Origin of the sequence: Streptomyces sp. NPDC093546 (assembly GCF_044765045.1) — a bacterium.
In the GTDB taxonomy this organism is placed as follows: domain Bacteria; phylum Actinomycetota; class Actinomycetes; order Streptomycetales; family Streptomycetaceae; genus Streptomyces.
Genome location: NZ_JBIWJG010000002.1, coordinates 309,857 through 332,691, shown reverse-complemented (window position 1 = coordinate 332,691; position 22,835 = coordinate 309,857). Strand labels below are relative to the sequence as shown.

Annotated in this window: 19 protein-coding genes; 10 read left to right on the top strand and 9 right to left on the bottom strand. The window is 73.0% G+C overall.

The window, feature by feature from the left end; translation table 11 throughout:
* Positions 1–18 precede the first annotated feature (18 nt).
* Complete coding sequence (locus tag ACIRNI_RS04615) at positions 19–1,848, bottom strand: NHL domain-containing thioredoxin family protein (protein WP_403548253.1); 1,830 nt, start codon at positions 1,846–1,848, stop codon at positions 19–21.
* A 66-nt stretch (positions 1,849–1,914) separates the two neighbouring features.
* On the bottom strand, positions 1,915–2,700 hold the full coding sequence (locus tag ACIRNI_RS04610) for a carbon-nitrogen family hydrolase (RefSeq protein ID WP_355351925.1): 786 nt from the start codon (positions 2,698–2,700) through the stop codon (positions 1,915–1,917).
* Between the two features lie 136 nt (positions 2,701–2,836).
* Between ACIRNI_RS04610 and ACIRNI_RS04605 the strand changes: the two genes are divergently transcribed.
* Positions 2,837–3,661 (top strand): maleylpyruvate isomerase family mycothiol-dependent enzyme, encoded by an 825-nt coding sequence (locus ACIRNI_RS04605; RefSeq protein ID WP_355351928.1) that lies wholly within the window; start codon positions 2,837–2,839, stop codon positions 3,659–3,661.
* 23 nt (positions 3,662–3,684) lie between these two features.
* Here ACIRNI_RS04605 and ACIRNI_RS04600 read toward each other — a convergent pair whose 3' ends face one another.
* The 5 genes from ACIRNI_RS04600 to pdhA all read right to left on the bottom strand — a co-directional run bounded on the left by ACIRNI_RS04600 (position 3,685) and on the right by pdhA (position 9,370).
* Positions 3,685–4,995, bottom strand: coding sequence for a nitrate/nitrite transporter (locus ACIRNI_RS04600; protein ID WP_403548251.1), 1,311 nt, complete (start codon positions 4,993–4,995; stop codon positions 3,685–3,687).
* Positions 4,992–5,645, bottom strand: a complete 654-nt coding sequence (locus ACIRNI_RS04595; protein WP_403548249.1) for a GntR family transcriptional regulator — start codon at positions 5,643–5,645, stop codon at positions 4,992–4,994. Before ACIRNI_RS04595 ends, ACIRNI_RS04600 begins: the two co-directional genes overlap by 4 nt.
* 97 nt (positions 5,646–5,742) lie before the next feature.
* Positions 5,743–7,188, bottom strand: a complete 1,446-nt coding sequence (locus ACIRNI_RS04590; RefSeq protein WP_403548817.1) for a dihydrolipoamide acetyltransferase family protein — start codon at positions 7,186–7,188, stop codon at positions 5,743–5,745.
* A 29-nt stretch (positions 7,189–7,217) separates the two neighbouring features.
* The gene (locus tag ACIRNI_RS04585; protein ID WP_403548247.1) at positions 7,218–8,198 is read right to left on the bottom strand and encodes an alpha-ketoacid dehydrogenase subunit beta; all 981 of its coding nucleotides are present in this window, start codon (positions 8,196–8,198) and stop codon (positions 7,218–7,220) included.
* Between the two features lie 2 nt (positions 8,199–8,200).
* Positions 8,201–9,370 (bottom strand): pyruvate dehydrogenase (acetyl-transferring) E1 component subunit alpha, encoded by a 1,170-nt coding sequence (gene pdhA / locus ACIRNI_RS04580; protein ID WP_355351939.1) that lies wholly within the window; start codon positions 9,368–9,370, stop codon positions 8,201–8,203.
* A gap of 339 nt (positions 9,371–9,709) precedes the next feature.
* On the opposite strand from pdhA, the gene ACIRNI_RS04575 reads away from it, so the two are divergent.
* The 3 genes from ACIRNI_RS04575 (at position 9,710) to ACIRNI_RS04565 (ending at position 11,914) form a co-directional block, all read left to right on the top strand.
* Positions 9,710–10,366, top strand: coding sequence for a response regulator transcription factor (locus tag ACIRNI_RS04575; RefSeq protein WP_355351942.1), 657 nt, complete (start codon positions 9,710–9,712; stop codon positions 10,364–10,366).
* A gap of 114 nt (positions 10,367–10,480) precedes the next feature.
* Positions 10,481–10,870, top strand: coding sequence for a pyridoxamine 5'-phosphate oxidase family protein (locus tag ACIRNI_RS04570; RefSeq protein WP_403548245.1), 390 nt, complete (start codon positions 10,481–10,483; stop codon positions 10,868–10,870).
* Between the two features lie 15 nt (positions 10,871–10,885).
* Positions 10,886–11,914, top strand: a complete 1,029-nt coding sequence (locus ACIRNI_RS04565) for a phosphotransferase (protein ID WP_403548242.1) — start codon at positions 10,886–10,888, stop codon at positions 11,912–11,914.
* An 11-nt stretch (positions 11,915–11,925) separates the two neighbouring features.
* On the opposite strand, the gene ACIRNI_RS04560 is transcribed toward ACIRNI_RS04565, so the two are convergent.
* Complete coding sequence (locus ACIRNI_RS04560; RefSeq protein ID WP_403548815.1) at positions 11,926–13,575, bottom strand: protein kinase; 1,650 nt, start codon at positions 13,573–13,575, stop codon at positions 11,926–11,928.
* 501 nt (positions 13,576–14,076) lie between these two features.
* Here ACIRNI_RS04560 and ACIRNI_RS04555 point away from each other — a divergent pair.
* The 6 genes from ACIRNI_RS04555 (at position 14,077) to ACIRNI_RS04530 (ending at position 21,746) form a co-directional block, all read left to right on the top strand.
* Positions 14,077–15,714, top strand: a complete 1,638-nt coding sequence (locus ACIRNI_RS04555; protein ID WP_403548240.1) for a protein kinase — start codon at positions 14,077–14,079, stop codon at positions 15,712–15,714.
* A gap of 182 nt (positions 15,715–15,896) precedes the next feature.
* Positions 15,897–16,655: a hypothetical protein gene (locus tag ACIRNI_RS04550; RefSeq protein WP_403548238.1), complete on the top strand. Its 759-nt coding sequence runs from the start codon at positions 15,897–15,899 to the stop codon at positions 16,653–16,655.
* 116 nt (positions 16,656–16,771) lie between these two features.
* Entirely contained in the window at positions 16,772–17,419 is a 648-nt protein-coding gene (locus ACIRNI_RS04545) for a PadR family transcriptional regulator (RefSeq protein ID WP_403548236.1), read from the top strand.
* A 103-nt stretch (positions 17,420–17,522) separates the two neighbouring features.
* Positions 17,523–18,266 (top strand): ABC transporter ATP-binding protein, encoded by a 744-nt coding sequence (locus tag ACIRNI_RS04540; RefSeq protein ID WP_355351960.1) that lies wholly within the window; start codon positions 17,523–17,525, stop codon positions 18,264–18,266.
* Positions 18,263–21,115: an FtsX-like permease family protein gene (locus tag ACIRNI_RS04535; protein ID WP_403548234.1), complete on the top strand. Its 2,853-nt coding sequence runs from the start codon at positions 18,263–18,265 to the stop codon at positions 21,113–21,115. Before ACIRNI_RS04540 ends, ACIRNI_RS04535 begins: the two co-directional genes overlap by 4 nt.
* Positions 21,116–21,203: 88 nt before the next feature.
* Complete coding sequence (locus ACIRNI_RS04530; protein ID WP_403548232.1) at positions 21,204–21,746, top strand: bacterial proteasome activator family protein; 543 nt, start codon at positions 21,204–21,206, stop codon at positions 21,744–21,746.
* 76 nt (positions 21,747–21,822) lie between these two features.
* Here the strand turns inward: ACIRNI_RS04530 and ACIRNI_RS04525 are convergent, their stop codons facing one another.
* Entirely contained in the window at positions 21,823–22,812 is a 990-nt protein-coding gene (locus ACIRNI_RS04525; RefSeq protein ID WP_403548230.1) for an NAD(P)H-quinone oxidoreductase, read from the bottom strand.
* Positions 22,813–22,835 lie beyond the last annotated feature (23 nt).

Sequence of the window (22,835 nt, the reverse complement as noted above, 5' to 3'; positions counted from 1 at the left end):
CCCGATCGGTACCGGGTGCTACGCGTCGAGTCCCGCGAGGATCAGCGGCAGGCGCGTGGCGCCCCCGTCCGTGACCTTCACCGGCACGCCCCAGTCCTGCTGGTGGACGTGGCACGCCGGGTACTCGTTCTCGGGGTCGTCGTCGCACGAGGCGGCCATCGCCGACACGTGCAGCACGCCCTCGGTGACCGCCGGATCGAGCTCCAGCTCCCGGAACAGGTCCGTCCCCGTGCCGTCGCCGGACGCGAGCAGCTCCGGCGGCGTGGAGGACACCAGGAGCCGGGTGGAGGGCCCGTACCGGTCGTCGAGCTTCTGGCCGGCCGGGGCCTGGAAGACCACGTCCAGGCGGAGCGTGCCGGGGGCGACCTCGGTCGCCTCGCGCTGCGTGCGGTGGGCCACCGCCTCCACCTGGACGGCCTCCTCGGGGAGCCGCAGCCGGGTCAGGCGGTGCCGGGCCGACTCGACGACCACGATGTCGTCGCCGGCGAGCACGGCGTCGCTCGGCTCGCGCAGGTCGGTGGCGAGCGTCGTGACCTCGCCGGAGGCGGGGTCGTAGCGGCGCAGGGCGTGGTTGTACGTGTCCGAGACGGCGACCGAGCCGTCCGGCAGGGCGGTGACGCCCAGCGGGTGCTGGAGCAGCGCCTGACCGGCCTCGCCGTCGCGGTGGCCGAAGTCGAACAGGCCCGTGCCGACGGCCGTGTGCACGGTGCCCTCGGCGTCGATCCAGCGCAGGGCGCTGGTCTCCGAGTCCGCGATCCACAGGCGGTCGCCGGCGGCCGCGAGCCCGGACGGCTGGGCGAACCACGCCTCGTCGGCGGGTCCGTCGACCAGGCCCTCGTTGGTGGTCCCGGCGGCTACGGAGACGGTGCCGTGCTCCGGGTCGTACGCCCACAGCTGGTGGACGCCCGCCATGGCGATCCACACCTTCCCCTGCCACCAGGCCACGTCCCAGGGGGAGGAGAGCGCCACCTCGCGGGCGGGCCCGGAGGTGGGGGAGCCCTGCCACCACTGCGCGCCGGTCCCGGCGAGGGTGGACACCTCCCCGGTGGCGAGGTCCAGGAGCCGCAGGGCGTGGTTGACGGTGTCGGCGACGACGACGCGGCCCTCGGGCAGCAGCGCGAGGCCCTGCGGCTCGTTGAAGCGCGCCGCGTCGGCCGTGCCGTCCGTGAGACCGCGCTCGCCGGAGCCGTAGCGACGTACGACGCTCTCGCCGTCCGGCGCCAGCTCGACCAGCTGGTGGCGGGTGGTGTCGGAGACCAGGAAGTTCCCGCCGTCGAGCAGGAGCGCCTTGCCCGGGAAGCGGAGGTGGGTGGCGACGGGCTCCGGCGGGACGTACGGGCCGTCGCCGCGCCGCAGGGTGCCCTTGGCCTCGTGCTCGGCCTCCAGCTCGTCCACGAGCCGCTCGATGGCCGTGGCGTGGCCCTCGCCCGCGTGCTGGGCGACGACGTAGCCCTCGGGGTCGATGACGACGAGCGTGGGCCAGGCCCGGACGGCGTACTGCTTCCAGGTGGCGAGCTCGGGGTCGTCCAGGACCGGGTGGTGCACGCCGTACCGCTCGACCGCGTCGACGACGGCCTGGTGCTCGGCCTCGTGCACGAACTTCGGCGAGTGGACGCCGATGATCACCACCGTGTCGCGGTGCTTCTCCTCCAGCTCGCGCAACTCGTCGAGGACGTGGAGGCAGTTGATGCAGCAGAACGTCCAGAAGTCGAGGATGACGATGCGGCCGCGCAGATCGGCGAGGGTGAGGTCCTTGCCGCCCGTGTTGAGCCAGCCGCCCTTGCCGACGAGCTCGGGGGCGCGGACACGGGCACGGCGGGGCGCGGAGGCGCGAGCGGAATCGTTCATGGTTCAAGGGTGCCATCCGCGCGGACTGCCGGGGAGCGGCGGTTCCAGCCGCTCCCCCGCGGGTCCTCAGCGGCCCAGGACGCGGTCCTTCAGGGCCGGGAACCGCTCCCGCGTGGTGGTCACCTTCTCCGGGTCGAGCTCGACCGTGAGGGTCTCCTCTCCCGGGCCCGCCTCCGCGAGGACCTCGCCCCACGGGTCGACGACGATGCTGTGGCCCGCCTGCTCGACGCCCGCGTGCGTGCCGGCCGTACCGCAGGCGAGGACGTACGCCTGGTTCTCGACGGCGCGCGCCCGGGCCAGCAGCGTCCAGTGGTCGCGGCGGCGCGCGGGCCAGCCGGCCGCGATGACGAGCCCGAGCGCGCCCGCGTCGACCAGGCCCCGGAACAGCTCGGGGAAGCGCAGGTCGTAGCAGGTGGCGACGCCGAGCGGGAAGTCCCCGACCGGGACGGTGACGAGCTCGGAGCCCGCCGCCATCAGCACGGCCTCGCCCTGGTCGAAGCCGAAACGGTGGATCTTGCGGTACGTCGCGGCCAGGTCGCCGGAGGGGGAGAAGACGAGCGAGGTGTTGTAGAGGAGCCCGTCGGGCCCGCGCTCCACGACAGAGCCGGCGTGCAGCCACACCTCCGCCTCGGCCGCCGCCTTCGCCATCGCCTCGTACGTCGGGCCGCCGGGCACCGGCTCGGCCTCCGCCTCGAACGACTCGTACGCGAAGGCGCCGATGGGCCACAGCTCGGGAAGGACGACGAGGTCGGCGACCCCGCGCTGTCCGGCCACGAGCGACGCCACGCGCGCACGACGGTCTTGGGGCGATTCGTCCGGGTCTACCGCGATCTGGATCAGCGAGGCGCGCACACTACCACCGTCCTGGCATTCGAGTCGTCAACTCCGGCCCTACGATCGTCACACGAAAGCACTGCCGGGGTGCCTCGCGGCAGCGTAACTTAACTGCACAGCACCCAGCCCGCGTACCAACCGCCCGAGGGGTCCCGTGACCGTCCATCCCAGCCTCCAGAATTACGCCGACGCCTGGACCCACTCCATCGAAGCGATAGCCGAGCTGGTGCAGCCGCTCGCCGAGGGGGAGTGGAACCGCGCCACACCGTGCCCGGGCTGGTCGGTGCGCGACATCGTGTCGCACGTCATCGGCATGGAGTGCGAGATGCTGGGCGACCCGCGCCCGATCCACTCCCTCCCCCGCGACCTGTTCCACGTCCGCGGCGACTTCGCCCGCTACATGGAGGTGCAGGTCGACGCGCGCCGCCACCACACCGCCCCGGAGATGACGGCCGAACTGGAGTACGTCCTCATCCGCCGCGCCCGCCAGCTGCGCAACGAGAACCGCTCCCCCGACACCCTCATCCGCGCCCCGCTCGGCGCCCAGCAGTCGCTGGAACTGGCCTACCGGATGCGCGCCTTCGACGTGTGGGTGCACGAGCAGGACCTGCGCACCGCGCTCGGCAAGCCCGGCAACCTCGACTCCCCCGGCGCGTACGTCGCCCGCGACAACTTCCTGTACGTGCTGCCGCGGGTCGTCGCCAAGGACGCGGGCGCGCCGCCGAACACCGCGGTCGTCTTCGACATCCACGGGCCGGTCGAGTTCCTCCGTACGGTCCGGGTCGACGCGGAGGGGCGCGGCACGATCGACGGCGCGCCGTCCCTCGGGCCCGCCGTGACCATCGCGACGGACTGGGAGACGTACGTGCGCCTGGCGTGCGGGCGCGTACGGCCGTCGGCCGTGGCGGACCGGGTCAAGATCGAGGGCGACCAGGAGCTGGCCGACGCGATCCTCGCGCACTTCGCCGTGACGCCGTAAGCGCCGGGAAGGGCCGAAGGGCGTCACGCCGCCGGGACGTGCACCGTCTCCACCCGGCTCGCCACCAGCCGCTCCCGCTCCAGCCGGGCCGTGCGGGCCCGCAGGCGCAGGATCTGGGTGACGCCCAGCGCCTGGAGCGCGAAGACCGACGAGAAGGCGATCCGGTAGTCGTCGCCCGTCGCGTCCAGCAGCAGGCCGACGGCGAGCAGCGTCGTGATCGAGGCGGTGAACCCGCCCATGTTGACGATCCCGGAGGCCGTGCCCTGCCGCTCGGGCGGGTTGGCGGGCCGCGCGAAGTCGAAACCGATCATCGAGGCGGGCCCGCACGCGCCGAGGACGACGCAGAGGGTGGCCAGCAGCCACATCGGGGCGTGGTCACCGGGGTGGGCGAGGGTGGCCGCCCACACGGCCGCCGTCGCCGCGACCGTACCGAGCGCGAGCGGCACGCGGGCACCGTGGTGGCGGGCGATGATCTGGCCGTAGGTCATGCCGAACACCATGTTGGCGAGGACCGTCAGCGTCAGCATGTCGCCGGCCGTGCCCCGGGCGAGGCCCTGCTCCTCCACGAGGAACGGCAGGCCCCACAGCAGCAGGAACACCATCGCCGGGAACTGGGTGGTGAAGTGCACCCACATGCCGAGACGGGTGCCGGGCTCGCGCCACGACCGCGCGATCTGGCGGCGGACGAACGCCGCACCCGCGTGGCGCACGGGCTCCGGCTCGTACCCCTCGGGGTGGTCCTTCAGGAACAGCACGAGGAGGACGAGGACGACCACACCGGCGAGCGAGCTGCCGGCGAACGTCACCGTCCACCCCAGCCCGTCCAGCGTCCGCGCGATCACGATCGTCGAGACGAGGTTGCCGACGACCCCGAAGAGCCCGGCGACCTGCGCGATCAGCGGCCCGCGCCGCGCGGGGAACCAGCGCGTGCCCAGCCGCAGCACGGAGATGAACGTCATCGCGTCGCCGCAGCCGAGCAGCGCGCGGGAGGCCAGCGCCATGCCGTACGACGGCGAGAGGGCGAAGCCCAGCTGGCCGACGGTGAACAGCACCACGCCGAGCGTGAGGACCTTCTTCGTGCCGAGCCGGTCGACCATCAGGCCGACGGGTATCTGCATGCCCGCGTAGACGAGCAGCTGGAGTATGGAGAAGGTGGACAGGGCGGAGGCGTTGATGCCGAAGCGGTCGGCGGCGTCCAGCCCCGCGACGCCCAGGGACGTGCGGAAGATGACGGCGACCAGGTAGACGCAGACGCCGACGCCCCAGACGAGGGCGGCGCGGCGGCCGCCCGGGGGATCGTGCGGCAGCGCGGGCACGGGAGTGGCGTGGCTCACCGCTCCTCACCCCGCACCAGGTCCTTGACCCGGCTGACGTGCCGGTGCACGCACTGCGCGGCGCGCTCGGCGTCCCCGTCGCGGACGGCGGCGAGGATCTCGGCGTGCTCGGCGATGTTCTTGGCGATGCGGTCGGGGTGGGCCTCCATGACGGCGACGCCCATCCGCAGCTGGCGGTCGCGCAGTTGGTCGTAGAGGCGCGAGAGGATCTTGTTGCCCGCGTGGCCCACGATCTCGGCGTGGAAGGTGCGGTCCGTCAGTGCGACGGCCGCGAGGTCCCCCTCCTCGGCGCGCCGGCGCTGCTCCTCCACCAGCTCCTCCAGTCGCGCGATCAGCCGCGGCGACGCCGGTACGGCCTTGCGGACGGCGAACTGCTCGACCAGCAGCCGGGTTTCGACGACGTCCGAGATCTCCTGCGCCGACACGGCGAGGACGAGGGCGCCCTTCTTGGGGTAGAGCTTCAGCAGCCCTTCCATCTCCAGCTTGAGCAGCGCTTCCCGCACCGGGGTGCGGGACACCCCCACGGCTTCGGCGAGTTCGCCCTCGGTGAGGAGAGTGCCGCCCTGGTAGCGGCGGTCGAGGACGGCCTGCTTGACGTGGGTGTAGACGCGATCGGCGGCAGGAGGGGACGCGGAAGGGGCTGGGGACATGCGTACAGCTTAGATACATGAAGGGTGCACGCGAGAGGCCCGCCCCGGAAATGGGACGGGCCTCACAGACGCGCCTCACCCAAGAGACGTAGGCGCGCTACGCCCAGGTGATGAGCCGCTTCGGCTGCTCCAGGATCGCGGCGACGTCCGCCAGCACCTTGGAGCCGAGCTCGCCGTCGACCAGGCGGTGGTCGAAGGAGAGCGCCAGGGTGGTGACCTGACGGGGCTTCACCTTGCCCTTGTGGACCCACGGCTGGAGCTTGATCGCCCCGACCGCGAGGATCGCGGACTCGCCCGGGTTCAGGATCGGCGTACCGGTGTCGACGCCGAAGACGCCGACGTTGGTGATGGTGACGGTGCCGCCCTGCATGGCCGCCGGGGTGGTCTTGCCCTCGCGGGCGGTGGCCACCAGCTCGCCGAGCGCCTCCGCCAGCTGCGGCAGGGTCTTGGCGTGGGCGTCCTTGATGTTCGGCACGATCAGACCGCGCGGCGTGGCGGCCGCGATGCCGAGGTTCACGTAGTGCTTGACCACGATCTCCTGGGCGGCCTCGTCCCAGGAGGCGTTGATCTCCGGGTTGCGCTTGATCGCCACGAGCAGCGCCTTGGCGATCAGCAGCAGGGGGTTCACCCGCAGCCCGGCCATGTCCTTGTCGGACTTGAGCTCCTCGACGAGCTTCATGGTGCGGGTGACGTCGACCGTGACGAACTCGGTGACGTGCGGCGCCGTGAAGGCCGAGCCGACCATCGCCTGGGCCGTCGCCTTGCGCACGCCCTTGATCGGGATGCGCGTCTCGCGGCCGGCCGACGGGACCGCCGGCGCTTCCGGCCGCGGCTGCGCGGCCGGGGCCGGAGCCGGGGCCTGTACGGGTACGGCGGCGGGCGCGCCGACCGAGGCGGCCGCCAGGGAGACCGCCGCGTGGACGTCCTCGCGGGTGACGGTCCCGCCGGGCCCGGTCGGTGTGACCGTCGCCAGGTCGACCCCGAGGTCCTTGGCCAGCTTGCGCACCGGCGGCTTGGCGAGCGGGCGGGGGCCGGCGGGCGCGGTGGGGGAGGCAGGGGCGGCCACCGGAGCGGGAGCCTCCGCCACCGTGCCGTGCCCGTTCAGCTCGCCCTGGATCGCCGCGGCCGCGGGCTCCTGGGCCGGGGCCCCGGGCGCCTGCTTGCGCGGGCGGCGCTTGGTGGACGTCGCGGCGACGCCGTACCCGACCAGGACGGGCTGACGCCCCTGGGGCTCGGCCTCGTCCGAGGCGGCCGCGTCCTTCGCGGCGGGCTCCTCCGCCGCCGGCTGGGCCGTCTGCGGCTGCTCCTCGGCGGCGGCGCCACCGGCGACCTCCACCGAGATGATCACCTCGCCGACGTCGACCGTCGTCCCCTCCGGGAAGCGCAGCTCGTGCACCACCCCGTCGTACGGGCACGGCAGCTCCACCGCCGCCTTCGCGGTCTCCACCTCGCAGACGACCTGCCCGTCCGTGACGGTGTCACCGGGCTGGACGTACCACTTGAGAATCTCGGCCTCGGTGAGGCCCTCGCCGACGTCCGGCATCTTGAACTCGCGGATCACAGCGGGCCTCCTCAGTACGCGAGCGAGCGGTCGACGGCGTCGAGCACTCGGTCGAGACCCGGCAGGTACTCCTCTTCGAGCCGGGCCGGCGGATAGGGCGCGTGGTAGCCGCCCACCCGCAGGACCGGCGCCTCCAGGTGGTAGAAGCACCGCTCCGTGATGCGCGCGGCGATCTCGGCACCCGAGCCGAAGAAGACCGGCGCCTCGTGCACGACCACCAGCCGCCCGGTCTTCTCGACGGACGCCTGCACATGGTCGAAGTCGAGCGGCGAGACCGAGCGCAGGTCGAGGACCTCGACCGACCGGCCCTCCTCCGCCGCGACCGCGGCCGCCTCCAGGCACACCTTGACCATCGGCCCGTACGCGACCAGCGTCAGGTCGGTGCCCTCGCGGACCGTCCGCGCGCGGTGCAGCTCGCCCGGGATGGCCTCGGTGTCGACCTCGCCCTTGTCCCAGTAGCGGCGCTTCGGCTCGAAGAAGATCACCGGGTCGTCGCTCTGGATGGCCTGCTGGAGCATCCAGTACGCGTCCGAGGAGTTCGACGGCGTGACGATCTTCAACCCGGCGACATGGGCGAAGAGGGACTCCGGCGACTCGCTGTGGTGCTCGACGGCACCGATGCCGCCGCCGTACGGAATGCGGACGACGACCGGCAGCTTGACCTTGCCCAGCGAGCGGGCGTGCATCTTGGCGAGCTGCGTGACGATCTGGTCGTACGCGGGGAAGACGAAGCCGTCGAACTGGATCTCGACGACCGGCCGGTAGCCGCGCAGCGCGAGACCGATGGCCGTGCCGACGATGCCGGACTCGGCGAGCGGGGTGTCGATGACCCGCTCCTCGCCGAAGTCCTTCTGGAGGCCGTCGGTCACGCGGAAGACGCCGCCGAGCTTGCCGACGTCCTCGCCCATGATGAGGACCTTGGGGTCGTTCTCGAGCGCCGTGCGCAGCGACTCGTTGAGCGCCTTCGCGAGCGGGAGTTTCTGTACAGCCATGGTTACTTGACCTCGCCATCCGCGTCGGCGAACGACGCCTGGTAGGCGGCGAACTGCGCGCGCTCCTCATCGACGAGCGCGTGCCCGTCGGCGTACACGTTGTCGAAGATCGCCAGGTGGTCGGGGTCGGGCATGGCCCGCACCGCCTCGCGGACGCGCTTGCCGAGCGCCTCGCTCTCCGCCTCCAGCTCCTCGAACCAGGCGGCGTCGGCGTGCCCCTGCTTCTCCAGGTACGCCCGCAGCCGCAGGATCGGGTCCTTGGCCTCCCAGGCCGCCCGCTCGTCGTCGTGGCGGTAGCGGGTCGGGTCGTCGGAGGTGGTGTGCGCGCCCATGCGGTACGTGAACGCCTCGACGAGCGTCGGCCCCTCGCCGCGCCGCGCCCGCTCCAGGGCGGAGCGGGTCACGGCGAGGCAGGCGAGGACGTCGTTGCCGTCGACGCGGACGCCGGGGAAGCCGAAGCCCTGCGCGCGCTGGTAGAGCGGGACGCGGGTCTGCTTCTCGGTGGGCTCGCTGATCGCCCACTGGTTGTTCTGGCAGAAGAAGACGACGGGGGCGTTGTAGACCGCGGAGAAGGTGAAGGCCTCGGCGACGTCACCCTGGCTGGAGGCACCGTCACCGAAATAGGCGATGACCGCGCTGTCCGCACCGTCCTTCGCGACGCCCATGGCGTAGCCGGTGGCGTGCAGGGTTTGCGACCCGATGACGATCGTGTACAGGTGAAAATTGTTGCTGTTCGGGTCCCAGCCACCGTGGTTCACGCCACGGAACATTCCGAGCAGGTTGGTCGGGTCGACCCCCCGGCACCAGGCGACGCCGTGCTCACGGTACGTCGGGAAGACGTAGTCGTCGTCGCGCAGGGCGCGGCCGGAGCCGATCTGGGCGGCCTCCTGGCCGAGGAGCGAGGCCCACAGGCCCAGCTCGCCCTGGCGCTGGAGGGAGGTGGCCTCCGCGTCGAAGCGGCGGGTCAGCACCATGTCGCGGTACAGACCGCGGAGCTCCTCGGGGCTGAGGTCGATGTCGTACTCGGGGTGCTGGACGCGCTCACCCTCGGGGGTGAGCAGCTGTACGAGCTGGGGCTCGGCGCTCGCGGCGCCGGATGCCTTGGTCCCGCTCGCGCTGGTGCGCTTACTGCTGCGTCGCGGCTTGCGCGCGGCAGTGCCTTCCACGGTCACGTGCGTGCTCCTCCGTCTGTCCGGCCCCCGGGGTCCGCCGGGTAGGCCAGTCGGCTCCGCCTGTTTCCGTACGTATGCGCACGGGGTGGGTGCCCTCGGCCGGGAACAGGCGTGACAGGTGCCCCGGCGAGCACCCTGCCAAAGGCACGTTACCCAGTGCGCAGCATTACTGCGAAACCCCATTTGACCTGCGATTTTGCTTGGATTTCCAAGTAAATCGAGAATGCGGGGACGCGGAACGAAAAGAGCACAGGTCACAGCCTTGCAGGCCGCCGGAACACGGGCACGTTATCCCGCGGACCCCGGGCACGGGAAGAGTGAGTATGTGAGACTGATTCCGTGCGCGAAGACGGAAAAATCACGGTATTTCTGCTCGATGACCACGAAGTCGTACGGCGTGGCGTGCACGAGCTGCTCTCCGGCGAGCCGGACATCGAGGTCGTCGGCGAGGCCGGCACGGCGGCGGAGGCCCTCTCCCGCATTCCGGCGACGCGCCCGGACGTCGCCATCCTCGACGTGCGCCTCCCGGACGGCAGCGGCGTCGAGGTCTGCCGCGAGATCCGCTCCCGGGACGACTCCGTGAAGTGCCTGATGCTCACGTCGTACGCCGACGACGAGGCCCTCTTCGACGCGATCATGGCGGGCGCCTCCGGGTACGTCCTGAAGGCGATCCGCGGCAGCGAACTGCTCACGGCGGTCCGCGACGTCGCCGCCGGCCGGTCCCTCCTGGACCCGGTGGCCACGGCCCGCGTCCTGGAGCGCCTCCGCGACGGCGCCCCGAAGGGCGACGAGAAGCTCGCGTCCCTGTCGGAGCAGGAGCGCAGGATCCTCGACCTCATCGGCGAGGGGCTGACGAACCGCGCGATCGGCGAGCGGCTGCACCTGGCGGAGAAGACCATCAAGAACTACGTCTCCAGCCTGCTCTCCAAGCTGGGCATGGAGCGCCGCAGCCAGGCCGCCGCGTACGTGGCCCGCCTCCAGGCCGAGCGCCGCTGACGGAACCCGGGGCTTACCTGGGACTTACCCGGGGCTTACGCGGGACTTACGGCCCGCCGCTGTAGGGTCGAGCGGCTCTTCTGCCCGCCCGCGACGCCACGGGAGGGTGGGGTCATGCCTCTCACCGACGAACCGCTCGCCGTCGAGCTGCTCGGGCGCGTGCCGTACGGCCGCATCGCGACCAGCCTGCGGGCCCTGCCCGCCGTGGCGCCCGCGCGGCACATCGTGAGCGGCGACGGCGAGGACGACGAGGTCCTGCTGCGCATGGACCGGCGCCTCGGCTACCACCACGCCTGCCACGGCACCGTCGTCGCGTACGGCGCCGACAACTTCAACTCCGGCGCCGACGTCCTGTGGTCCGTCCAGTTCACCGGCACCGCCCGCCTCGCCGACCCCACCCCCCGGGAGCTCGCCCTCCTGGGCGCGGCCCCGGACCATCTCGACCCGGTCTACCTGCGCGTCCGGCCGGGATTCGTCTCCGTGCACACCCCCCACGCTGCGTGATCTAACATCTGCGGAGTGCCGCGCTCATCTGCAACACCCCCCGCCCCACCCCTGAGTGCGCTGCTGCGCCGCTACGACGGACCCGGCGAGCCGCTCTCCTGCGTCCCCGTCACCCAGGGCCTGCTGAACCGCGGCTACCGCCTCGCCACCACCCGCGGCGCGTACTTCCTCAAACAGCACCTCGACGCCCCGACCGCCGACCGCGACACCATCGTCCGCCAGCACCGCGCCACCCAGCGCCTGCACCACCTCGGCGTCCCGGTGGCCCCGCCGCTCGCCGACACCGAGGGCCGGACCGTCGCCGAGATCGGCGGCCGGTGCTACGCGCTCCACCCGTGGGTCGACGGCCGCCACCGGGACGGCGCGCAGCTGACGACGGCCGGCTCGCGGCGCCTCGGCGCGCTCCTCGGGCTCGTCCACACCTGCCTGGAGCAGGTGATGGAGCCCCAGCCGCACACGGACGGTGACCACGGCCACCGCAGCGCGGACCCCGAGGACACCTTCCGGCTCATCGACCGGCTGCTGGCCCTCTCCCGCGCCCGCCGCCCCCGCGACACCTTCGACGAGCTCGCCGAGCACCGGCTGCTGGAACGGCGCCGGCTCCTCGCCGAGCACGCCCACCGCCGCCCCCCGCGGGCCGACGCGGGCGGCTGGGTGCACGGCGACTTCCACCCGCTGAACCTGCTCTACCGGGGCGCGGAGCCCGCCGCGATCATCGACTGGGACCGCCTGGGCGTCCAGCCGCGCGCCGAGGAGGCCGTACGGGCTGCCGTCATCTTCTTCGTGCAGCCGGCGGGTGAGCTGGAGCTGGCGAAGGTACGGGCGTACGCGCGCGCCTACCGGCGGGCGGCCGGGGCGGACGCGGCCGAGCTGGCGGCGGCGGTGCACCGGGTGTGGTGGGAGCGGCTGAACGACTTCTGGATACTGCGCTGGCGCTACCAGCTGCACGACGGCAGGGCCGACCCGCAGTTTCCTGCGGCGTCGGCCCTGGCGGTGTGGTGGACGCGGGAGTATGAGGCGGTGCGCGACGCCTTCACGGCGTGACCCGCGGCCGGCTACTGCGTGCCGCCGCTCTGCGTCGTCCCGGTGGTCGCGCCCTGGTCGGCACCGGCATTGGTCGCGCCCTGGTCGGCACCGGCGTTGGTCGCGCCCTGGTCGGCACCGGCATTGGTCGCGCCCTGATCGGTGCCGCCGTCGGTCGTCCCCTGGTCCGTGCCGCCGTCCGTCGTCCCCTGGTCGGTGCCGCCGTCGGTCGTCCCCTGGTCGGTGCCGCCGTCCGTCGTCCCCTGGTCCGTGCCGCCGTCGGTCGTGCCGGGGGAGGAGGGGATGCCGCCGGACGGTGACGGCTCGTCCGTCTTCGGGTCCGACGGCGGACGGTACGACGGCGGGTTGTCGTTCCAGTTGCCGCCGCCGCCCGAGGAGCTGTCGGGCTCCTGGGACTCCTCCGACGGGTCGTCGCTCGGCGACGGGCTGTCGTCCTTGCCGGGCGTGGAGGGCGCGGTCGTCTTCGGCGTCTTCGTGTCCTGGCCGCCCTTGGGGGTGTTGGGCTTGTCGAGCGCGTACACCGCCCCCGCGACCATCGCGATCAGCGCCAGGGCGACGAACAGCCACAGCTTCCCGCGCCCGGAGCCGCCCTTGCCGCCGTGGCCGCCGTCGTACCCGTACGCGTACGCCCCGTCGTCGGGGTTCATCGGCGGCAGTATCGGGCCCTGCGAGGTCTCGCCGTGGACGGGGCGGCCCATGACCGAGGTCGCGGCGACGCCGCCGGCCGGGGTGCGGGCGCCGTCGTGCGTGTCGACGGGGCCGGTGTTCCAGGTCCCCGAGTGGCTGCCCTGCTGCTGCAGCATCTGGAGCCCGTACTGCACCAGCCCGCGCATCTCCTCGGCGCTCTGGAACCGGTCGTCCGGGTCCTTGGCGAGCGCGCGCATCGCCAGCCCGTCCAGCTCCGGAGGCGCGACGTCGGAGACCTCCGACGGCGGCACCGGGATGTCCTGGACGTGCTGGTAGACCACGGACAACGGTGTCTCACCGGTGAACGGCGGCCGCAGCGCGAGCAGCTCGTACAGCAGGCAGCCCGTGGCGTACAGGTCGGAACGGTGGTCGACCGCCTTGCCGAGCGCCTGCTCGGGCGAGAGGTACTGGGGGGTGCCCATGACCATGCCGGTCTGCGTCATGGTGGTGGACGCCCCGTGCAGGGCGCGGGCGATACCGAAGTCCATCACCTTGACCGCGCCGCTGTGAGTGATGATCACGTTCGCGGGCTTGATGTCGCGGTGCACGATGCCGTGCTGGTGCGAGTACGCGAGCGCCTCCAGCACACCGGAGACGATGATCAGCGCTTGCTCGGGCGGCGGCGCCTCGGCGTTGTGCAGCAGGTCGCGGATGGTGCGGCCCTCGACCAGCTCCATCACGATGTAGGGGACGGACTGGCCGCCCACGATGTCCTCGCCGGAGTCGTACACCGCCACGATCGCGTGGTGGTTGAGCCCGGCGACGGACTGCGCCTCGCGGGTGAAGCGGGCCTTGGAGACGGGGTCCTCGGCGAGGTCCGCGCGCAGCAGCTTGACGGCGACCGTGCGTCCGAGGCGTACGTCCTCGGCGGCGAACACCTCCGCCATGCCGCCGCGGCCGAGGCGGTGGGTCAGGCGGTAGCGGCCGTCGCCGACGAGGCCGCCGACGCCCCAGTCGGAGGCGTCGTCGCGCATCTCGCGGGCGCCGCGCGACGCTTCGTCGCTCTGGTCCTGGTTCTGGTGCTGGTCGCGCTGACCGGGCTGGTCCCGCTGGTCACGCTGGTCCGGCGAGTCGCTCACGTCCCGGGAGTCGCGCGCTTCGCCGTCCGAGACTCCGCCGCCATCCGACACTCCTCCGCCGCCGCCTGCTTCGGATCCGGGTGCCATCAGTCCTCGCCGTCGTTTCTGTGCCCGCGTGCTGGGTGTGCCTGCGGTGTGCCGCCGTGTTCCAAAGGGGTACTACGCCCCGTCACGCTACAGCCTCCGCGCGCCGGGCCGGTTCCGGATGGACCGGCCATCCAATCGGTTCCACGTACACCTGTGCAAATTGCGTCGTGGGCGTGTAACGCTTCCGAGACGCTTCTTGTGCGTACGGTCACGGAACGGGCACCTGGCTTGACGTGTCCCGGCCCTCGGGCAGACTGGGCCCGTAAAACCGGATCACCGCGGCCACGCGCGCGCACGGGGGAGCAAGAAATGAGCCAGGACGGCGCACGGGGCCGCTATGCGGGCGGCTCGGTCGCGAGCGGCCGGTACCAGCTTCGCGACCTGCTCGGCGAAGGCGGCATGGCGTCCGTGTACCTGGCGTACGACACGGCCCTCGACCGCCAGGTCGCCATCAAGACGCTCCACACGGAGCTGGGGCGCGAGCAGTCCTTCCGCGAGCGCTTCCGCCGCGAGGCGCAGGCCGTCGCCAAGCTCCAGCACACCAACATCGTCTCGGTGTTCGACACGGGCGAGGACGAGCTCGACGGCTCGCTCATGCCGTACATCGTCATGGAGTACGTCGAGGGGCAGCCGCTCGGCTCCGTCCTGCAGGCGGACATCCAGCAGTACGGCGCGATGCCGGCCGACAAGGCGCTCAAGGTCACGGCCGACGTGCTCGCCGCCCTGGAGACCAGCCACGAGATGGGCCTGGTCCACCGGGACATCAAGCCCGGCAACGTGATGATGACCAAGCGCGGCGTGGTCAAGGTGATGGACTTCGGCATCGCGCGCGCCATGCAGTCGGGCGTCACCTCGATGACGCAGACCGGCATGGTGGTCGGCACGCCGCAGTACCTGTCGCCGGAGCAGGCCCTCGGGCGCGGCGTCGACGCCCGCTCCGACCTGTACTCGGTCGGCATCATGCTCTTCCAGCTGCTGACCGGCCGCATCCCCTTCGACGCGGACTCGCCGCTGGCCATCGCGTACGCCCACGTACAGGAGGAGCCGGTCGCGCCCTCCTCCATCAACCGGGCGGTCACGCCGGCGATGGACGCATTGGTGGCGCGGGCGCTGAAGAAGAACCCGAACGAGCGCTTCCCCAGCGCGGCCGCGATGCGCGACGAGTGCCTGCGGCTGCTGTCGGCCGGGCAGACCGGCGCGCCGGTGATCGTGGCCGGTGGCGGGCCGGTGAACAGCGGCGCGGGCGTGGGTTCGGCGGTCTTCCCGCCGGTCGACCACACGACCCCGGCGCCCGGCCCGCACGGCGTCCACACCCCGTACCAGCCCGGCCCCGCCCCGACCCCGGCGCCCGGCCCGTACGGCGCGCCGACCCCCGCGCCGCCGAGCTACGGCTACCCGCAACAGGCGCACACCCCGGCCCCGGCGCCGTACCACCAGACGCCGCCGCCGTACACGATCACGCCGCAGGCCGCCCCGGCGTCCGGCGGTGGCGGCGGCAAGCGCGGCAGCACCGGCCTCATCGTGGGCGGCCTCGTCGCCGTGCTCGTCGTCATCGGCGGTGTCGTGACGGCGGTCAAGCTGTCCGGCGGCGAGGACGAGCCCGGCACGGAGGCGGGCCGCGGCGGCGCGACCAGCGGAGAGTCGGCCCAGGCGGAGCACAAGCCGCCGGAGCGCAACCGCACCATCGACCCGGAGAAGTGCACGGACGCGCGCGAGGACAGCGACGACCCGCAGAAGGTGCAGGCGCCGAGCTTCACCTACAAGGACGTGCTGTCGGTCAAGTCGTGCCTCCAGGCGGCGGGCTGGAAGTACAAGGTCGAGGAAGTGGACGACCCGCAGTTCGCGGAGGACCAGGTGATCTCGCAGTTCCCGACGGAGGGGACCGCCGTGGTGCCGGGCAACCAGACCTTCGAGCTGAGGGTCGCGACGGGTGATCCCGGTCAGTGACGCGGCCCGGTGACCCGGGCATGACCCCGGTGCCGGCCGGCGGCCGGTGACTTTCGCCGGTGACTCCCGCGGGTGGTAACTCCTGCGGGTGGCCGTGGGGCCGCCCGGGATGCCGGTGCCCCCGCCCCGTGTGACGCTGAGCCCACTGTACGAAGTGGCTCGCCACGGGAGGGGGTCACGCGGTGACTCCGAAACTCGGCCCACGGTCGCGGTGCGCGTTCCTCATCCTGCTCGTGTGGGCGCTCGCGCCGGTCGGCTCCGCGTACGCGGACGAGAGCACGGCCCCGGGTACGCCGCCGGGCGCGGGCAGGCCCGCCGTCCGGCCGCTGAAGCCCGCCGGAAGCGCGGCGGCGCGGCCCGCCACGCCGGTCCCGGCCCCGGTCGCCCCGGCTCCGAGCGGTTCGGGCGCGGTGGGCGCGGTGGGCGTCCCTTCGGCCGATACGTCCGCGGGGCTCTCGGGAGGCGCGGACGGGGCGCCGAATCCAGGGTTGAACCCCGCGCTGAACCCGGCGCTCGTGCCGGACCGGCCGTCGCCGTCGCCGTCGCCGTCGCTCGCCGGGCGGCCCGCCGGGGCGGGGCGGGAGCGGCCCGGACGGCCTCTGCCGCCGTCGCCGTCGATGGACCCGTCGGCTCAGGAGTCCGCCGCGAAGACGCCCGCCGGATCCGGCTCGGGCGACCCGTCACGTACCAAAACGGCAACAGCGCCGGACGCCTCCGGCGAGGAGGAGCCGGAGGGCGAGGTACCGGAGACGGACGCCGCGGTGCCCGGCGAGCCGTCCCGTACGCCGCCCGCCGCCGCGTACGAGCCCGCCGCGCGGGCCGCCGAAACCGCCGCCGAGACCGCCGCTGACCGGCAGCTTCCCGTGCTCACCCTGGGTGTGGGCCTCGCCATGATGGGCCTGGGGCTCGGCTTCCTGGGACTGCGGATGCGCCGCCGCTGAGCCCCTGCGGGCGCCCTCGGTCCTCCTGTGTCCGCCCGGGTCCCCCTCGGGAGGGACCCCGCGGGTCCGTCGGAGGACGGTTGCCGGGCCCGACATACTCGGTATACATACTGAGTATGTCCATCCGCCACGGGCTGCTCGCCCTCCTCGAACACGGTCCGCGCTACGGCTCCCAGCTCCGTACGGAGTTCGAGTCGCGCACCGGGTCCACCTGGCCGCTCAACGTCGGCCAGGTGTACACCACGCTGAGCCGCCTGGAGCGCGACGGCATGGTGGAGCAGGGCGGCGAGGACGAGGCCGGGCACGCGCTCTACGCGATCACCGAGGCGGGCCGCGACGAGCTCAGGACCTGGTTCGAGAAGCCCGTCGACCGCACCAGCCCGGCGCGCGACGAGCTGGCCATCAAGCTGGCCATGGCGGTCGGCGCCCCCGGCGTCGACATCCGGGCCGTCATCCAGGCGCAGCGCCGCCACACCGTCAGGGCGATGCAGGACTACACCCGGCTCAAGCACCAGGCGATCAGCGCCCTGGAGAGCGGGGCGTCGCGGGAACGCGACGACGTGGCCTGGCTGCTCGTGCTGGAGCAGCTGATCTTCCAGACGGAGGCCGAGGCGCGCTGGCTGGACCACTGCGAGGCCCGGCTCATCCGGCTGTCGCACGCGGTCGCGGGCGGCACTGCTCCCGGGAGCGGTTCCGCCGCGGCGGGCGCGGCCTCCGCGGCGAGGACCGCGGCTCGACCCGCACCGGCTGAGCGCCACCGCTGACCACTCCGGCGCTCTCTCACTCTCGCGCTCTCGCACTCACTTTCGTACGAACATCCGCTGTGTACGCCCGCACGCGCGCGTACGCCCAAGGGGGGACCCCTCCATGTCACCACGTCAGTCCGAGCAGCCGGTGCTGCAACTCCAGCGGCTCACCCGGGTCCACGGCTCCGGCGCCACCGAGGTGCACGCGCTGCGCGGCATCGACCTCGACGTCTTCCCCGGTGAACTCGTCGCCGTCATGGGCCCGTCCGGCTCCGGCAAGTCCACGCTGCTGACCATCGCGGGCGGCCTCGACACCCCGTCCTCCGGGCGGGTCGTCGTCGAGAACACCGACATCACCAACGCCGACCGCAAGACGCTCGCCGCCCTGCGCCGCCGCAGCATCGGGTACGTCTTCCAGGACTACAACCTCATCCCGGCGCTCACCGCCGCCGAGAACGTCGCCCTGCCGCGGGAGCTCGACGGCACCTCCGCCCGCAAGGCGCGCGGCGAGGCCATCGCCGCCCTGGAGGAGATGGGCCTCGGCCACCTCGCCGACCGGTTCCCCGACGAGATGTCCGGCGGCCAGCAGCAGCGCGTGGCCATCGCCCGCGCGCTCGTCGGCGACCGGCGGCTGGTCCTCGCCGACGAGCCGACCGGCGCCCTGGACTCCGAGACCGGCGAATCGGTGCTGGCCCTGCTGCGGGCCCGCTGCGACGCGGGCGCGGCCGGTGTCCTCGTCACCCACGAGCCGCGCTTCGCCGCCTGGGCGGACCGCGTGGTGTTCCTGCGCGACGGCGCGGTCGTCGACCAGACCCTCCGCAGCGACGCCGACTCCCTGCTCACAGGCCAGGCGGCCGAACAGTGAACAACTGGTTCCACTCGTGGCGCGCGGCGGTGCGCATCGCCCGCCGTGACGCCTGGCGCTTCAAGGGGCGCAGCTTCCTCGTCCTGGCGATGATCGCCCTGCCCATCCTGGGTGTCAGCGCCGCCGACCTGACCCTGCGCTCCCAGGAGCTGTCCACCGAGGAGAAGCTGGCGCGCACGCTGGGGGCCGCGGACGCGCTCATATCGGACCCGGGATACGGCGGAGTGCCGCTGTACCAGAACCCGCAGGGCGACCAGTCCTCGCCCGTCGCGGACTTCGACGACAAGCCGTTCCCCGAAGGCACGACGGACGTCACCAAGGCGTTCCCGGCGAACGCCACGGTCCTGCCGGACTCGGTCGGCTACGGGAAGCTGCGCACCGCGTACGGCCTGCTGCACGCCCAGATCCGCGAGTTCAAGGCCGACGACCCGTTGGCCGAGGGCATGGTCACCCTGCTGGACGGCCGGTTCCCGAAGAAGGCCGGCGAGGTGGCCGCGACCAGCCACTTCCTGGAGGCCAGCGGCCTGCGCGTCGGCTCGGCGCTCACCGCGCGCGGCCTGGACCGCGAGTACCGCATCGTCGGCTCGTACGAGGTCCCGGACGCGCTCAAGGGCGACGAGGTCATCGCCGTTCCGGGCTCGCTGCTGGACCCGCTGGACAAGGCGCTCAAGGCGGAGGGGCTGTCCGGCACGAGCAAGAGCACCACGCATCTGCTCCGGGTGCCCGGTGGTTTCACGTGGAACATGGTCAAGGAGGCCAACGCCAAGGGCGTGACGGTGACCTCGCGCGCCGTCCTCCTCGACCCGCCCGCCCGGTCCGACGTGCCGCTGTACGCCAAGGAGGGCTGGGCCCCGTACGAGCAGAGCGGAGCCGCCGACGCCGCGGCCCTGGCCGCCGCCGGCACGGTCGTGGGCCTGGCGATGCTGGAGATCTGCCTGCTGGCCGGTCCCGCGTTCGCCGTCGGCGCCCGCCGCTCGCGCCGCCAGCTGGGTCTGGTCGGTGCCAACGGCGGCGACCGCCACCACATCCGGGCCATCGTCCTCGCGGGCGGCCTGGTGATCGGCGCCGCGGCGGCCGTGGTCGGCACGGTGCTCGGCATCGCTCTGACCTTCGCGCTCCAGCCGGTGCTGGAGGAGACCATCGGCCGGCGGTTCGGCAGCTTCGACGTCCGCCCGCTGGAGCTGCTGGGCATCGGGCTGCTGGCGGTGCTGACCGGGCTCCTCGCCGCGATCGTCCCGGCGGTCACGGCGTCGCGCCAGACGGTGCTGGCCTCCCTCACCGGCCGCCGCGGGGTACGCCGCAGCAGCCGGGTGCTGCCCCTGATCGGGCTGGGCGCGGTGGCACTGGGCGCCGCGATCGCGCTGTACGGGTCGGTGTTCTCCGACCAGTTCGCCCTCGTCGCGGGCGGCAGCGCCCTCGCCGAGCTCGGCGCGGTGGCGATGACCCCCGCCCTGGTGGGCCTCTTCGGGCGCATGGGCCGCTGGCTGCCGCTGTCGCCGCGGCTGGCGCTGCGGGACGCCGTCCGCAACCGGGGCCGTACGGCTCCGGCGGTCGCCGCGGTGCTCGCCGCGGTCGCGGGCACGGTCGCCGTGGCGACGTACGCGGTGAGCCAGGACGCGGGGAACCGGGCGCGCTACGAGGCGCGACTGCCGCACGGCGCGGTCTCCGTGATGGTGATGGAGGGCGCCGGCCGGGACGTGCCGACGGTGCGCGACGCGGTCCAGAAGAACCTGCCCGTCGACGTACGGGCCGATGTCGACCGGATCGTGGTCGGCCGGGCCGGCTGCGAGCTGTACGGCAGTGGCGAGGGCTGCGGCACCCATGAGGTCGTCATCCCCAAGGCCAACGAGTGCCCGCTGTGGGTCTCCACGCCGGACGGCTCCGACCCCGCGGAGAAGCTCAGCAAGGAGGAGCGCCGCAAGCTCGGGCGCGACTGGCGCTGCCAGAGCACGGAGGGCATGGCGTACAGCGAGTCCGGGCTGGTGGTCGCCGACGCCAAGCTGCTGACGGTGCTGGGGATCAAGGACCCGGGGGCCGCGAAGGCCCTGGCCGAGGGGAAGATCGTGTCCTTCTCGCGGCCGATGGTCGACAAGAACGGCGCCCTCTCCATCCGGCTGATCACCGACCAGCAGGCGGCCGACGAGGCCGCCCTGGCCGGCAAGGAGCGGCCGGGCCAGGTGAAGTCCTTCCCGGCGTACCAGGTGCCCGAGGGCACCGACGGGTACGGCGTGGCGGGCATCATGTCGCCGGCCACGGCCAAGGCGGCCGGGCTGGCCACGCAGCCGCTGGGCGCGTACTACACGACCGGCACCATGCCGACCGGCGAGCAGCGCCAGAAGCTGGACGACGAACTCGCCAAGACGGGCGTCGGCGTCGACCTCTACGTGGAGGAGGGCTTCGTCAGCGACGACAGCATCGTGCTGCTGTCGCTGACCATCTTCGCGGGCCTCATCACCATCGGCGCGGCCGGTATCGCGACCGGCCTCGCCCAGGCCGACGCGGAGGCCGACCTCAAGACGCTGGCCGCGGTCGGCGCGCCGCCGCGGGTGCGCCGGACGCTCAGCGGCTTCCAGTGCGGGGTGGTCGCCGTGATGGGCGTGGTACTGGGCTCGGCGGCGGGCGTGCTGCCCGCGATCGGGCTCCGGCTCACCGAGCGGCGCCAGGAGATGAAGTGGTATCAGGAGGCGCTGGACCAGGGCGCCTCGATGGGCCCGGCACCGCACGTGCCGATCATCATCCCGTGGGAGACGCTGGCCGCCCTGCTGGTCGCCGTCCCGCTGGGCGCGGCGCTGCTCGCGGCCCTGGTGACCCGCTCCCGGGGGGCGCTGGCCCGCCGCGCCGCCACGTAGGCCGTACGTGTGCCCCTGGAGGAGGGTGGATCACTCTCCTCCAGGGGCAGACCGTGTGATGACGCACGTGTACGAGAGAATGGGCGCCATGGAGATGCCGAGGAATGAACGGTCGCAGGAGAGCAACCCCCACATCCTCGTAGTGGGGCAGGACGGGATGGCGCTCGGCGGCGGTGACGGCGACGACGAGCCGCGCGAGATCCCGGTGACCGAGATGGTCGAGCAGCCCGCGAAGGTCATGCGCATCGGCAGCATGATCAAGCAGCTGCTGGAAGAGGTCCGCGCCGCTCCTCTGGACGAGGCCAGCCGGGTCCGCCTCAAGGAGATCCACGCCAGCTCCGTCAAGGAGCTGGAGGACGGCCTGGCGCCGGAGCTGGTCGAGGAGCTGGAGCGCCTGTCCCTGCCCTTCACGGACGAGGCCGTCCCGTCGGAGGCGGAACTGCGCATCGCGCAGGCCCAGTTGGTGGGCTGGTTGGAAGGCCTGTTCCATGGCATCCAGACGGCGCTGTTCGCCCAGCAGATGGCGGCCCGCGCCCAGCTGGAGCAGATGCGCCGGGCGCTGCCCGCCGCCGCGCACCACGACGATGACGACCGCGCGCACGGCGCCATCCGCTCGGGCCCGTACCTGTAGGACGTGTCCGTAGGCGTTTCGAGGCCCGGTCCCCTTCGGGGGGCCGGGCCTCGTCCGTGCGTCTAGTGGGGGGCGGTCAGGTGCGGTCAGGGGTGACCAGCAGGACCTTGCCGATGTGGGTGCTCGACTCCAGCGTGCGGTGCGCCTCCGGTGCTTCCGGCATGGGGAAGTCCCGGTCCACCACCGGCCGGACCGTGCCCGCCGCGATCAGCGGCCAGACGTGCTCCCGCACCGCCGCCACGATCGCCGCCTTCTCCTCCAGCGGCCGCATCCGCAGCGAGGTCGCGGTCACCGCCGCGCGCTTCGCCAGCAGCGCGCCCAGGTTCAGCTCGCCCTTCACGCCGCCCTGGAGCCCGATGACCGCGAGGCGGCCGTTCACGGCGAGCGCCTTGATGTTCCGGTCCAGGTACTTGGCGCCCATGATGTCGAGGATGACGTCCGCGCCCGCCCCGTCCGTGGCCTTCTTGATCTCCTCGACGAAGTCCTGCTCGCGGTAGTCGATCAGGATGTCCGCGCCCAGCTCGGCGCAGGCCGCCAGCTTCTCGGGGCCGCCGGCCGTGACCGCGACCCGCGCGCCCACCGCCTTCGCGAGCTGGATCGCCATCGTGCCGATGCCGCTGGCGCCGCCGTGCACGAGGAGCGTCTCGCCCGGCCGCAGGTGCGCCACCATGAACACGTTGGACCACACCGTCGCGGTCACCTCGGGCAGCGCCGCCGCCGTCACCAGGTCGACGCCCTTGGGCGCGGGCAGCACCTGCCCCACCGGCGCGACGACCTTCTCCGCGTAGCCGCCCCCGCCCAGCAGGGCGCACACCTCGTCACCGACGCTCCACCCGGCGACGCCGGGGCCGAGCGCCGCCACGCGCCCGGAGCATTCGAGCCCCGGGTACGGGGAGGCCCCGGGCGGCGGGTCGTAGAAGCCCTGCCGCTGGAGCAGGTCGGCGCGGTTGACGGCGCTGGCGGCCACCTCGATGAGGATCTCGCCCTCGCCCGGCACGGGATCGGGCACCTCGGCCCAGACGAGCGCCTCTGGTCCACCTGGTTCCGGAATCGTGATCGCATGCATGGCGGCGACGCTACTCCTGCTGC